11 protein-coding genes and 1 pseudogene are annotated in these 12528 nt (G+C 65.9%); 3 read left to right on the forward strand and 9 right to left on the reverse strand.

Annotated elements, in window-relative coordinates:
• Positions 1-1014, forward strand: a complete 1014-nt coding sequence (locus GNZ21_RS14975; protein WP_157325758.1) for an inorganic phosphate transporter — start codon at positions 1-3, stop codon at positions 1012-1014.
• A 47-nt stretch (positions 1015-1061) separates the two neighbouring features.
• Here GNZ21_RS14975 and pstB read toward each other — a convergent pair whose 3' ends face one another.
• The 9 genes from pstB to GNZ21_RS15020 all read right to left on the reverse strand — a co-directional run bounded on the left by pstB (position 1062) and on the right by GNZ21_RS15020 (position 11546).
• Entirely contained in the window at positions 1062-1841 is a 780-nt protein-coding gene (gene pstB, locus GNZ21_RS14980) for a phosphate ABC transporter ATP-binding protein PstB (protein ID WP_157325760.1), read from the reverse strand.
• Positions 1842-1856: 15 nt separating this feature from the next.
• Entirely contained in the window at positions 1857-3101 is a 1245-nt protein-coding gene (gene pstA / locus GNZ21_RS14985; RefSeq protein ID WP_157325762.1) for a phosphate ABC transporter permease PstA, read from the reverse strand.
• The gene (pstC, locus tag GNZ21_RS14990; protein WP_373868402.1) at positions 3101-4111 is read right to left on the reverse strand and encodes a phosphate ABC transporter permease subunit PstC; all 1011 of its coding nucleotides are present in this window, start codon (positions 4109-4111) and stop codon (positions 3101-3103) included. Before pstC ends, pstA begins: the two co-directional genes overlap by 1 nt.
• Positions 4112-4285: 174 nt before the next feature.
• Positions 4286-5476 carry a phosphate ABC transporter substrate-binding protein PstS gene (pstS, locus tag GNZ21_RS14995; RefSeq protein ID WP_188503566.1) on the reverse strand — a complete coding sequence of 397 codons (1191 nt, stop codon included), beginning with the start codon at positions 5474-5476 and terminating at the stop codon, positions 4286-4288.
• Positions 5477-5689: 213 nt separating this feature from the next.
• Positions 5690-6214 carry an amino-acid N-acetyltransferase gene (locus tag GNZ21_RS15000; protein WP_188503579.1) on the reverse strand — a complete coding sequence of 175 codons (525 nt, stop codon included), beginning with the start codon at positions 6212-6214 and terminating at the stop codon, positions 5690-5692.
• Positions 6215-6246: 32 nt separating this feature from the next.
• Complete coding sequence (locus GNZ21_RS15005) at positions 6247-6912, reverse strand: hypothetical protein (RefSeq protein WP_157325764.1); 666 nt, start codon at positions 6910-6912, stop codon at positions 6247-6249.
• A gap of 55 nt (positions 6913-6967) precedes the next feature.
• Positions 6968-8203 carry a chromate efflux transporter gene (gene chrA / locus GNZ21_RS15010; RefSeq protein ID WP_188503567.1) on the reverse strand — a complete coding sequence of 412 codons (1236 nt, stop codon included), beginning with the start codon at positions 8201-8203 and terminating at the stop codon, positions 6968-6970.
• A gap of 65 nt (positions 8204-8268) precedes the next feature.
• Entirely contained in the window at positions 8269-9441 is a 1173-nt protein-coding gene (locus GNZ21_RS15015; RefSeq protein WP_157325766.1) for a fatty acid desaturase family protein, read from the reverse strand.
• A gap of 203 nt (positions 9442-9644) precedes the next feature.
• Complete coding sequence (locus GNZ21_RS15020; protein WP_157325768.1) at positions 9645-11546, reverse strand: sensor histidine kinase; 1902 nt, start codon at positions 11544-11546, stop codon at positions 9645-9647.
• 147 nt (positions 11547-11693) lie between these two features.
• Here GNZ21_RS15020 and GNZ21_RS15025 point away from each other — a divergent pair, with 147 nt between their 5' ends.
• Positions 11694-12383 (forward strand): response regulator, encoded by a 690-nt coding sequence (locus GNZ21_RS15025; RefSeq protein WP_268234824.1) that lies wholly within the window; start codon positions 11694-11696, stop codon positions 12381-12383.
• 20 nt (positions 12384-12403) lie between these two features.
• Positions 12404-12478 (forward strand): annotated as a pseudogene (locus tag GNZ21_RS16220) (hypothetical protein); the annotation flags it as partial.
• Between the last annotated feature and the right edge of the window lie 50 nt (positions 12479-12528).

Below are 12528 nucleotides of genomic sequence, written 5' to 3' on the forward strand. Positions count from 1 at the left end.
GTGGAGCTTGCACTGCTGGTGCTCGTGGTGGCTGTTATGGCACCGAACCTCTACGTGGCGGGCCTGCACGATGTGCCCAACTCCATCGCGATTCCGGTCCGCACCCGTGCGCTGACCCCACGCATCGCAGTCCGAGTAGCAGCAGCCTTCAATGCCCTCGGTGTGCTGCTGGCTGTGCCGATGGGCCTCTACCTCTACTCCTGGTTCGAGTTCCCGCATATGGAGCCGGGGCTCACATTGGCAGTGCTGCTCTCCGCACTGTTGACAGTGCTGGGCTGGAACCTGTTCACCTATTTCCAGGGGATGCCGACCTCCACCACACACGCCCTGTTGGCAGCGCTGCTGGGCGGGGCGCTGGCGGCGGTGCTGGTGGATGGGGCCCCCAGTGACGAGGTATGGGCACTGCCCTGGCTCACCCCGCTGTTGACTCTGCTGATCTCCCCGCTGGTGGCATTCGGCCTGGCGTATCTGCTGGTGTTCTTGGCGGTTCGGATCGCTCGGGGCGAGGACCCCCATACCGTCAACCGGGTCTCTCGCGGGCTGCAGTCGGTCTCAGTGGGAGTGACCTCAGTGGGCACCGGACTGCAGCAGGGCCAGCGGTTCTCCTTTGTGCTGCTGATGGCGCTTGCCGCCGGTGGGGTGAGCGATCCCGAGGACTGGATGGGGGTGGCCTATGTGGTCTTCGCCCTACTGATCGGGGCCGGGGCCTGGCACGGCGGTTGGCGGATCGGCCATGTGCTGGCCCACCGGCTGGTAGCGATCGACCCGCTGCGCGGGATGGTCGCCACCAGCGCTGCCTCAGGGCTGCTGTTTGCCGGCTCATTGGGCATTGCGCTGCCGCTGTCGACCTCCCTGACGGCAGCAAGTGCCATTATGGGTGCCGGTTCAAACCAGCGCTTCGCCACCGTGAACTGGAGGCAGTTCCGCCGGATTGCCCGCTACTGGGTTGCCACTCCGATACTCTCCGGACTGGTCGCGGCCACTCTCACCGTGGCTCTGAGCGCACTGGTGTGAGTATTGGGGTCCGGCCGGGTATGGTCGGCCCCCTGCTGGCCAGCCGATCACCCGAACTTGCCGGAGACGTAACGCTCTGTCTGCTCGTTGGAGGGATTGTTGAAAATGACCGAGGTCTCGTCGTACTCGATCATCTTGCCCGGCTTGCCGGTGCCGGCGATGTTGAAGAACGCGGTCTTCTCCGAGACTCGGGCGGCCTGCTGCATATTGTGAGTCACAATCACCACGGTGTACTTCTCCTTGAGCTCCGCGATAAGATCCTCGATGGCCAGGGTGGAGATCGGGTCCAGGGCCGAGCAGGGCTCGTCCATCAGAATCACATCAGGCTCCACGGCCACGGTGCGCGCGATGCACAGGCGCTGCTGCTGGCCGCCGGAGAGGCCTGAGCCGGGCTTGTCCAGGCGGTCCTTGACCTCGTTCCAGAGGTTTGCCCCGCGCAGTGCCTTCTCCGCGATGTCATCGGCCTGGCTGCGGGAGAGCCGCGCGCCGTTGAGCTTGTACCCGGCCAGCACATTGTCCCGGATGCTCATAGTGGGGAACGGGTTGGGCCGCTGGAAGACCATTCCGACCATGGCCCGTACTGTCACCGGGTCCACGCCAGCACCGTAGATATTGTCCTCGTCGAGCAGCAGCTCACCCTCCACGCGGGCACCGGGCAGCACCTCGTGCATCCGGTTCAGGGTGCGCAGGAAGGTGGTCTTGCCGCAGCCGGAGGGACCGATGAACGCGGTCACGGAGCGGGCCGCGATCTCGATGTTGACCCCTTCCACGGCCATGAAGTCGCCGTAGTAGACGTTGAGGTCCTTGGCAGTGATGGACTTTGACATAGTGGGAGCGGCTCCTTAGCGACCGGTCTTCTTGGGGGCGAAGACGTTGGCGATGATGCGGGCAATGAGGTTGAGGGTCATCACAATCATGATGAGGACCAGAGCGGCTCCCCAAGCACGCTGCTCGGAGAGGTAGGCAAGTTCTCCTGGTCCGCCGAAAGGGTAGCGGAAAGTCTGGTAGATGTAGACCGGCAGGGACATCATAGATCCGGCAAACATATCCCAGTTCACACGGGTCAGGGTCCCTGCGGTGAGCAGAATGGGCGCAGTCTCACCGATCACCCGGGCGATCGCCAGCGTCACGCCGGCGGCGATTCCGGAGATCGCAGTGGGGATGACCACCTTGAGGACGGTCCGCCATTTGCGCACTCCCAGGGCGTAGGAGGCCTCGCGCAGCTCATTGGGCACCACCCGCAGCATCTCCTCGGTGGTGCGCACCACCACCGGAATCATCAGCACGCATAAGGCAATCGCTGCGGTGATGCCCATTGAGTAGTTGCCCGCTGTGTAGCTCCAGAGGCCTAGCTGGTTGCCCATCACCAGGATGGTCTGCATAGCGGCGACGCCGAAGAGCCCGGCCACGATCGAAGGAATACCGGTCATCACATCCACGAAGAAGGTGATGCCGCGGCTCAACGGACCGCCCCGGGAATACTCCACCAGGTAGATAGAGGTGAGCAGACCGATCGGCACTGAGATGATGGTGGCGGTCAGGGTGATCAGCAGCGAGCCGATGATCGCGTGCAACACACCGCCGCCCATCGGTGCCTCACCCTCGTGGATGGCCTGCTCCCGGGTGCGGGCCGCGTTCTGACTCATATCCTGGGTCCAGAACGAGGAGTGGGTGATGCCTTGGAAACCATCCACAACAACTGACCAGATCACTGAGATCAGCGGGATCAGGGCAATGACAAAGGCCACATAGACCAGATTGCGCCACAACCCGTCGGTGGCTTTGCGCTTATTCAGCTGCTGACGGGTCACTAGGTAGCTGAGCAGCACGTAGATGATCGCCGCCAGCACAAACCAGAGGGCGTAGTTCACGCTTTGCCCGCCGATCAGGTAGCTGATCACAAAACCGACGACGACGCCCACTGCGGCAGTTGCCGGCAAGAACCACTTCGGCAGCACATTGCCGGTGAGGGATCGGGGGCGGATCAGCTCGGACGGATCCTGCTGGCCAGAGGGTCCGGCAGGTCCTGCGACTGAGGCGGGGGTGGGAGTCTGGGAGCTGTTCTCCCGGGTCTCGGTCTCGGACATCAGTTGGCTCCTGAGAATTCCTTGTGGCGGGACACGATCCAGCGGGCCACCATGTTGACCGCCAGGGTGATGACGAACAGCACCAGGCCCAGAGCGACCAGCTGGTGCCAGCGCTCGGTGCCATGGCCGGTCTCCCCGAAGTTCAGGGCAATCTCACGCGGGATGGTGGAGTTGCCGGGAGAGATGATCGAAAGCTGGAAGCCCAGTCCGGAGACGACCATGACCACAGCCATGGTCTCGCCGAGCGCCCGGCCCAGACCAAGCATCACACCGGAGATGATCCCGGGGCGGGCGAACGGGAAGACCGCCATCTTGATCATTTCCCAGCGGGTGGCGCCGAGGGCCAGGGCGGCCTCCTCGTGGAGCTTGGGGGTTTGGATGAAGATCTCTCGGCAAACAGATGAGATGATCGGCAGAATCATCACAGCCAGCACCACCGAGGCGGTGAAGATGTTCTGACCTAGGCCGGGGGATCCGGCGAAGAAGGGGATGCCCCAGCCGAGGTTCTCCTCCGGCCAGGTGTAGAGCCACTGGCTGAGCCAGTGGTATAGCGGGACCATCGCTGGGGCCAGCACGAACATGCCCCAGGCGCCGTAGACCACCGAGGGGATGGCTGCCAGCAGGTCGATGATGTAGCCGATGGTCTTGGAGGCCTTCGGCGGGGCGTAGTGGGAGATGTACAGGGCTACGGCGATGGCGATCGGGGCGCCCATAATCAGTGCCAGGATGGCCACCACTACGGTGCCCAGGGCGAAGGGCCAGGCATAGGAGAGGAAGCGGCCGATGATCAGGCCCTCCTCCTCCTGGTACAGGGCACCCACTGAGTTCCAGGACAGGAAGATGGCCACGAAGGCGAGGATGATCAGGATGAAGATACCGGCGGCTTTGGCCAGCCCGGCGAAGCCCCGGTCCAGGCCTGCACCGGCTCTGTCTGCGCTGACCAGCGCGTTCTCCGGTTTCTTAGGCGACTTGCGGCGCTGTGCCCGGGTGTCGGTGGAGTCAGTCGTCACCGTGCTGCCTCTCTTGCGGTGCCAGTTGGTGCGGTGGTGTGAGGAAATAGGGGGTGGCGCGGTCGCGGGCGCCGGGGCTCAGCGTATTGCTGGACCCCGGCGCCCGCTATCACTCGCACCATTTGAGAATCCCTGAAGGATCAGGGAGATTGTGGTGGGCCTGGGGGCCCGGGATCAGCCGGAGATCTGGCTGATCGCCTCGTGCGCCTGGCTGATCAGGTCATCGTTCAGCGGGGCGGCGCCGGCAACATCAGCAGCGATCTGCTGAGCCTCGGCGGAGGTGATGTAGTGGGCGAAGCCGGCAGCCAGCTCAGCCTCCTCAGCACTGTCGTACTCGTTGCACCAGATGGTGTAGGCCACCTGGACGATCGGGTAGGCGCCGGGCTCGTCAGTGGCACGGGCCAGCTCGAAGCCCATGTCATTCTCAGCCTGTCCGCCGCGGAGCTCGGAGCTGGCAACAGCCTGTGCAGCAGCCTCTGCGGAGGGAGCGCTGGTCTCGCCGCCGATCTCCAGCTCAACGAGGGTCAGCCCGCCGTCCTCAGCCTGCTGGGCGTCCACGTAGGTGATCGCACCGTCCACGGACTGAGCGGCGCTGATCACACCGGAGGAGCCGTCACCGGTCTCTGCGGAGACCTCGCCGGGCCACTCGGAGTCAGCCTCCCAGGTCCAGGTGTCAGTGGCCTGGTTCAGGTAGTCGGTGAAGTTCTCAGTGGTGCCGGAGGAGTCCTGGCGGTGCACCACGGTGATGGCGGTGTCAGGCAGGTCCACTCCGTCATTGAGGGAGGCGATGGCCTCGTCGTCCCAGCTGGTGATCTCACCGGCGAAGATCTGAGCGATGGTCTCACCGTCCAGAACCAGGCTGTCCACACCCTCCAGGTTCACACCGACGGCGATCGGCAGAATCGCGGTGGGCAGGTGGAAGGCACCGTTCTCACCGCAGCGCTCCTGGGACTGGGCGAACTCCTCGTCGCTCATCAGGGCGTCGGAGCCGGCAAAGGAGTCAGCGCCGTTGAGGAAGTTGGCGCGGCCGTCGCCGGAGCCGACAGCGTCGTAGTCCACATTCACACCGGCGGTGAGGTTCGGGAACTCGAGGGCCCACTCCTGGATGGCCAGCTGGAAGGAGGAGGCGCCGGAACCGGAGAGGTCGCCGGACAGTGAGGAGTAGTCCATGTCACCGGAGGCCTCACCGTTGTCCTCGTCGGTCTCCTCGGCGTCGGTGTCGTCGCCGTTGTCGGTGTCTACGGTGTCGTTCTCGTCGGTGCCGTTGTCGTCACCGTTTTCGGTGTCGTCGCCATTGCAGGCCACCAGGGCCAGCGATGCTACGGACAGGATGGCCGCTGCGCGGCCGAAGCTTGCTACCTTCACGTTTTCCCTCTCTGAGGTTTGAGCGTCGGCGCAGGCTGTGATCAGCGCCGAGTTCTTGGTGCTTGGAACTTCGTCGGTTCGCGCACCTGGGAGCAGGCACGCTTATCGAACCGGGTGCCACGCTAAGGACGTGAAGTGACCAGAAGTTGCTGTTCGGGTGAACTGGAGGTGAACAGCTGGGGGCTAAACGGTTTAGTAGCGATGAGAGCTGCCTCAGTGCCCGGAAGCGTCCAAGTCCAGGATCATCCGGGTATTGCCCAATGTGTTGGGCTTCACACGGGCCAGGTCCAGGAATTCGGCCACACCCTCGTCCGGGGAGCGCAGCAGCTCGGTGTAGACCTCCGGGTCCACCGGGGTCTGGTCTGCCATCACGTGGAAACCGTGACGGGTGAAGAACTCCACCTCGAAGGTCAGGCAGAACACCCGGGAGGTGCCCAGTGCCCGGGCCCGCTCCAGCAGCTGGTGCAGCAGGGCTCCGCCGACGCCGCGGCCCCGCCAGGAGTCCAGGGTCGCGAGGGTGCGCACCTCGGCAAGGTCCTCCCACATCACATGCAGGGCGCCGAAGCCGATCAGGTTTCCTTCCGTATCCTCAGCGATCAGGAACTCCTGGATGGATTCGTAGTAGGCCACCCGTTCCTTAGGCACCAGGACACGTTTGGCCACCAGGGGCTGGGCCATCTCCACGATGCGCGGCACATCAGAGGTCCGGGCGGGGCGGACCCTGAACTCCGCGGGCACAGCTTGGCCTCGGTGCACGCCTGAAGACTCGTTCACTGGCTGGCTCCGGTGACGCGGAAGCTGTGCGGTTCACTGCTGATACCGGAGACTGAGACGGTGAGCTCATAGTCTCCGGTGACCAGTTCGGCGGGTTCGGCGCAGTCCACTGCGGACTCGGAGCGGGGCCAGACCATATTGGCGCGCTCGGTCTGCCCGGGTTCGAACTCGATCTCCAAGGAATCACCGCGGATATCGCATTGGGCGGTGGTGAAGATCTCCCGGCCGCCCAGTGAGACGCTGAACTCCTGTTCGGCGGTGCCTACATCCAGGGTGCAGTCGCTGGAGCCGGTGTTCTCGATCTCCATGATCAGCATTGGTGCGGTGGCAGCATCGTAGGATTCGTGACTGGTGCTGGCCCGGACCTCAATATCGGCCGGGGCGCAGAACCCTTCGGCGGCGGGCTCCGGGGGCGTATCCGGCTCAGCATCAGTGCCTTCGGCGGCAGGCTCCCCAGTGGGGTCGGGGGCAGAGCCGGGTGCGCCGGCGGCGTCGTCGGCTGTCTGCTGCTCAGTCTGCTCGGGCGAGGGGTCCTCACCGAAGATGCGTTCGTAGAGGGCGCGGGCGCCCCAGACGGCCAGAGCCAGCAGCAGCACCGCCAGCAGCGCGGCCACGAGTCGGCGGCGCCGGTACACAGCGGGCGAAGGGCGGCGGCGAGTCACAAGTCCAGACTAGCCAGCGCCTGCAGCGGATTCACGACGCCGCGCGGAGCTAGAGTCAGAGCACCACCCAGCCCAGCAGGCCGGCGGCGATGACCACCGCCCAGGCGGGGACCTTCCAGTTGTTCAGCGCCACGAAGGCCGCCACGGTGAAGCAGATCGCTAACGTGGGGTTGGGAGTGTCCATGATCCCGTCGGTGAAGACCGGGCTGTAGAGGGCTGCGGCGAGGACTCCGACCACTCCGGCGTTGAAGCCCAGCAGCGCCTTGCGGGCGGTGCGGTTACCGCGCAGGCGCTCCCAGAACGTCACTGTGCCCACCACAAGCAGGCCGCCGGGCAGGAAGATCGCGATCACGGCGATGGCCGCACCGAGCAGCCCGCTGGGGTCCGTCTCCGCAGAGGCGCCCAGGAAGCCGGAGAAGGTGAACAGCGGGCCGGGTACTGCCTGGGCGGCACCGTAGCCTGCCAGGAAAGTGGAGGAGTCGATGAGCCCGGTGCCCACAGTTTCGGCTTCCAGCAGCGGCAGCACCACATGGCCGCCGCCGAATACCAAGGCCCCGGCCCGGTAGAAGATGTCGAAGAGCGCCAGCACCGAGTTGCCGGTGGCCGCGGCAGCCGCTGGCAGCCCGAACAGCAGTCCGAAAAACAGGACCAGACAGGTGATGGACACCGATTTGGGCAGCCGCAGCGGGAAAGCGTCCTGGCTGTCCATCTGCTCCTCGGGGGCACGCAGTGCGATCAACCCGATGAGTCCGGAGAGCGCGATCGCGCCGACCAGGATGAACGGACTGGGCACCAGCAGCACCACCACCATGGATCCCACGGCGATGGTCGCCCGGGGCGGGTCCGGGGTCAGCGAGCGCGCCATGCCGAGCACGGCATGTGCCACCACGGCCACGGCGGCGGCTTTGAGCCCGTTGATCCAGCCTGCCTCGCTGAGGTCACCGGCATTGGCCACCCCGTAGGCGAAGGCCACCAGCAGAATCACCGAGGGCATAGTGAACGCGAACCAAGCGGCAAAGAGTCCGCCGACTCCGGCGCGCTGCAGGCCCAGGGCCATGCCTACCTGGCTGGAGGCCGGTCCGGGCAGGAACTGACATAGCGCCATCAGATCGGCATAGGCCTTCTCGGTGAGCCATTTGCGGCGCACCACAAAGGCCTCGCGGAAGTAGGCCAGATGCGCCACCGGTCCGCCGAAGCTGGTGAGGCCCAGCCGCAGGAAGACCAGGAAGACTTCCAGTACACTGCCTGGGGGCTTCTGCTGCGGCTGCTGCTCTGACTCAGATACGCTCACCCGGGCAGTAGTAGCACATGGACATTAACCCCCGGTGAGCTGCTGGTGAAGCGGTGCAGCGCCGGTCAGACCACCTGTGTGCCGGTGCTGCGGAACTGGGCAGTGATCGGGCACTCCATGGGGTCGGCGTAACCCAGACCCACCCGGTTCAGGTAGCGGATGATGATCCGGTAGGAGGACAGAAGCCCGGTCTCGGTGTAGGTGATCCCGTGCTCGGCGCAGAACTCGCGGACCAGGGGGCGGACCTTGTGCAGCTTGGGGCTGGCCATCCGGGGGAAGAGGTGGTGCTCAATCTGGTAATTCAGCCCGCCCATCGCCCAGCCCATCGGCCGGCCGCCGGAGATGTTCCGGGAGGTCAGCACCTGCCGGCGCAGGAAGTCCACCTCGGCGTCTTTGGGGATCAGCGGCATGCCCTTGTGGTTGGGAGCGAAGCTGGCGCCCATGTACACGCCGAACACCGCCACCTGCACGGCGATGAACCCGAGCCCCAGCAGCGGGCCCAGCAGCCAGATGATCAGCAGCGGGTAGCCGATCAGCCGCAGGGCCAGGAAGCTGGCCTCCACCTTGCGGCGCTTGACCTTTTCTCCGCGCAGTACTGCCCGCACCGCCTGGCCGTGCAGCACAAAACCGAAGAACAGCAGGATCGGGAAGAAGAACCAGCCCTGCCGTTTGGCGAACCAGGCGGCGATACCGGTGCGGTCAGCCGCATCCCCGGGGACGAAGGCCAGTGTTCCGGCCTTGATGTCGCCATCCTTTCCGATGACATTGGGGTTGGCGTGGTGCTTTCCGTGCTTGCGCACCCACCAGCTGTAGGACATGCCCACCACCAGATTGCCCATCAGCAGAGAGAGCCATTCGTTCTTCCGCCCGTTGTTGAAGACCTGCTGGTGGGCGGCGTCATGGGAGAGGAAGGCTGCCTGAGTGAACAGGATGCCGAGGAGGACCGCCACCGCCAGCTGCCAGAGGCTCTGCCCCACCAGCCCCATCAGCGCCGCTGTTCCTAGGAAGCCGAGGGAGAGCACCACGGCGCGGCCGATATAGCTCTGGGCGTTGCGCTCCATCAGCCCGGCTTCTTTGACCCGCTTGGAGAGCTCGAAGAACTCGTTGGTCTGACGGTTGGGACGCGGCGGTGCGGGTTCCGCCGGCGCGTGCGCGCCGCGGCCGGCTGCGGGGGCGCCGTCCTTCGCGCCTTGTGTCCGGTAAATGACTGCGCTGGGAGCACCTTGAGTGATGGTCATGGGTTCACCGTAGGGAGCAGGCTCCACCCCCCGCGTCCCTCCCTGGAGCCAATCTGACCCCCTACTCCGGTAGGGGTGGCCTGAACGGGCTGGCACGGGCAGGGCTGAACCAGACAGAGCTGGCCGGGGTAGGACTGGCATGGGCAGGGGCGAGCCCGGCAGGCTGGATCGTTCAGGGTTGGATCGTACAGGGATGCAGCGGCTCAGAGGGGCAGTCTGGCTTGCACAGTGAAACCGCCGTCCTCAGTGGGCCCGGCCTCTGCCGAGCCGCCCACGGCAGTGGCCCGCTCACGGATGCCGCTGAGCCCCAGCCCGGCCCCGGGGGCAGGCTCCATCAGCTCCTCCGGGGAGGGGCCGTTGACCACACTGATGTTCAGCCTGCGGGCGGGGCCATCAGCCTCCGCGCGCAGCTGCACCTCGACCTCCGCGCCCGGGGCGTGGCGCAGGGCATTGCTCAGCGCCTCCTGCACAATCCGGTAGGCGGCAAGTGCAGTGGCCGGGGTGGCGGAGGCGAGCAGGGCGGCGTCGTCATCTGCGGTGAGGCCGCGATAGCGGATGGGGGTGCCGGAGGCCCGGGTGGTCTGGACCAGCTCCTCGATGTCTTCCAGGCCGGGTTCAGGAGCTGTGGGCACCTCATCCTCGGCCCGCAGGGTGCTCAGCAGCATCCGCATCTCGCTCAGGGCCTGCCGGGAGGAGCCGGCGATCTCCTCGAACTCACGGCGGGCGTCATCGTTGAGACCCGCGATCCGGTACTGCGCGGTGGAGGCCTGCACACTGATCACTGACATGGAGTGCGCCACCACATCGTGCAGCTCGCGGGCGATCCGGGTGCGCTCCTGCAGCTCCTTGCGGCGGCGGTCCTGTTCGGCGGAGGTGCGTTCGGCGGCCTCGAGGCGCCCGGCGTTGAGGATCCATAGCCGCAGCAGCACCCCCACGCCCACCACGCCGGCACTGATTGAGGTGAAGACGATGCTGTTGCCCAGGGAACCGGAGGGGAGGTCCTCCACCAGGGTGAACAGAGCGATCAGGGTCAGCACCGCCCCGCCGCACCAGGCGGATGCCGCGCAGTACCAGGGGCGGGCCAGTACGGCTACTGTCAGCACTGCGCACTGGGTGATCAAAACCGGCACCGGCCAGGGCCACAGTCCGGTGCCGGCCGGGGCGGTGGCGATCATCAGTCCGGCCGCGGCGGCCAGGGACAGCGCCAGGCCCGGCCAGACCCAACGCAGGGTCAGCACCACGGCCGCGCAGTGCGCTACCACCAGCACCATGGCCACCGCCACATTGACCGCGTACAGCACCGAGATCAGCGGCCAGCTCACTGCCAGCAGCACCACCGCGGCGAACCCGGCCCCGATCCAAGCCCAGGCGGTGCCGCTGAATGAGGCCGAATGCCTGCTACCGGCAGCGGCGTCCAGGGGGTCGGCGCGGTGGCCGAAGAGCTCACCGCGGCCGCCGTCGCCGAGCAGAGCAGTGGTCAGCATCGCATCAAGTCCGGCCAGTCCGCGCATCACCGTCGGCAGGGTGAGCAGCAGCACCGCGCCCAGCAGAAAATGCGCCCCGGCATCCAGCAGGTACTGGGCCGTTTCACGCTCAGGAACCAACGAGGAGCCCACCAGCTCCAGCAGCTGGATCACCGACCGTTCATCAGGCAGGAAGATGGACCAGAAGAAGTAGCTGATCCCGGCAAGGCCGCCCAGGGTCCAGACCACCGCCAGGATGAAGGTGATCAGCCGCAGCGGGAAGGCGATGAGCATTTCGAAGATCAGGTCCAGCCAGCGCCGCGGGTCCACGGCCAGGCGCAGCTTGCCGGTCATGCCCGGGCCTGCCGGCTGGTATCGGACAGGCGCCACTGCCGCACCCCAGAGCCGCAGCCGGTTGCGGTCCAGTTCGGCGAAGCCGGAGGCGACCACCAGGGTCAGCGGCAGCAGCAGCGCGCCGAGCCAGATCACCAAGGTGGCCGCAGAGGCAACTGTCATCGCCAGCAGCAGTCCGAAGCTGAACACGGCAATCGGCAGACCTGGCAGCACATAGGCGAAGTCCCGGGAGAGCCGGCGCAGAATGGTCTCGCCACCCCTGCTGCTGTGCGATGTGATGAGGTTCATACGGGTCACGCTAGGCACGTCCTTGAGGCACCGGCATCCCGCTGCAGAGTGATTCCGTGTTCATCGGGGCAGTACCTGCGGGGTAGTCCGGCAGCCGATGGGCGGCCCTGCCTCTGCCAGGACCGTGAACTGGGGTAGCGTGAGCCTGTGCCCGAGACCCGCAGTGCCCCAGCCTCTTCCGTCCGCGTGCTGATTGTGGATGACCAGCATATGATCCGCGCCGGCTTCGCCGCTCTGCTGGACGCCCAGGAGGGGATCGAGGTAGTGGGCACCGCTGAGGACGGCAAAGGGATCGCGGAGACCGTGCGGCGCACCCGGCCGGATGTGGTGCTGATGGACATCCGGATGCCCGGAGTCAACGGTCTGGAGGCCACACGCACAGTGCTCAGTATGCCTGGTGAGCCGCCGCGGATCCTGATGCTGACCACCTTTGACGCCGATGAGTACGTCTTCTCGGCCCTGCGCGCCGGAGCCAGCGGCTTCCTGCTCAAGGATGCCACCCCGGAGGAGCTGATCCATGCGGTGCGGGTGGTGGCTGAGGGTGAGGCGCTGCTCGCCCCCAAGATCACGCGCACCCTGATCGCCGACTATGCGGCCCGGCCGGCCGCCCCGGCACAGAACAGAGCTGTGCTGGCCGAGCTGACCGAGCGCGAGCTGGATGTGATGCGCCTGGTCGCCAAAGGTCTGCCGAATGCTGAGATCGCCACTGAACTGTTCCTGGCCGAGCAGACGGTCAAGACCCATGTCTCCCGGATCCTGAGCAAGCTGCAGCTGCGCGACCGCACCCAAATCGTGGTCACCGCCTACGAATCCGGCCTGGTCCGAGCCGGCGAATAACCTCTGGTTGAATGGGTGAGATGACGACGACGCCCGCTCCCCCAGTCCCGAAGAGAGTCCCCACCCAGCGCACCCACCACGGTGACACTTTTGTGGATCCGTATGAGTGGCTGCGGGACAAAGAGGACCCTGAGGTCATTGAGCA

The sequence above is a fragment of the Nesterenkonia alkaliphila genome (assembly GCF_009758175.1).
GTDB classification, from domain to species: Bacteria; Actinomycetota; Actinomycetes; order Actinomycetales; family Micrococcaceae; genus Nesterenkonia; species Nesterenkonia alkaliphila.

Excerpts from the sequence above, each read along its gene's own strand:
- pstB (WP_157325760.1), bottom strand. The coding sequence starts at position 1,841 with ATGTCAAAGTCCATCACTGCCAAGGACCTCAACGTCTACTACGGCGAC.
- GNZ21_RS15020 (WP_157325768.1), bottom strand. The coding sequence starts at position 11,546 with ATGAACCTCATCACATCGCACAGCAGCAGGGGTGGCGAGACCATTCTG.
- pstA (WP_157325762.1), bottom strand. The coding sequence starts at position 3,101 with ATGTCCGAGACCGAGACCCGGGAGAACAGCTCCCAGACTCCCACCCCC.
- GNZ21_RS15015 (WP_157325766.1), bottom strand. The coding sequence starts at position 9,441 with ATGACCATCACTCAAGGTGCTCCCAGCGCAGTCATTTACCGGACACAA.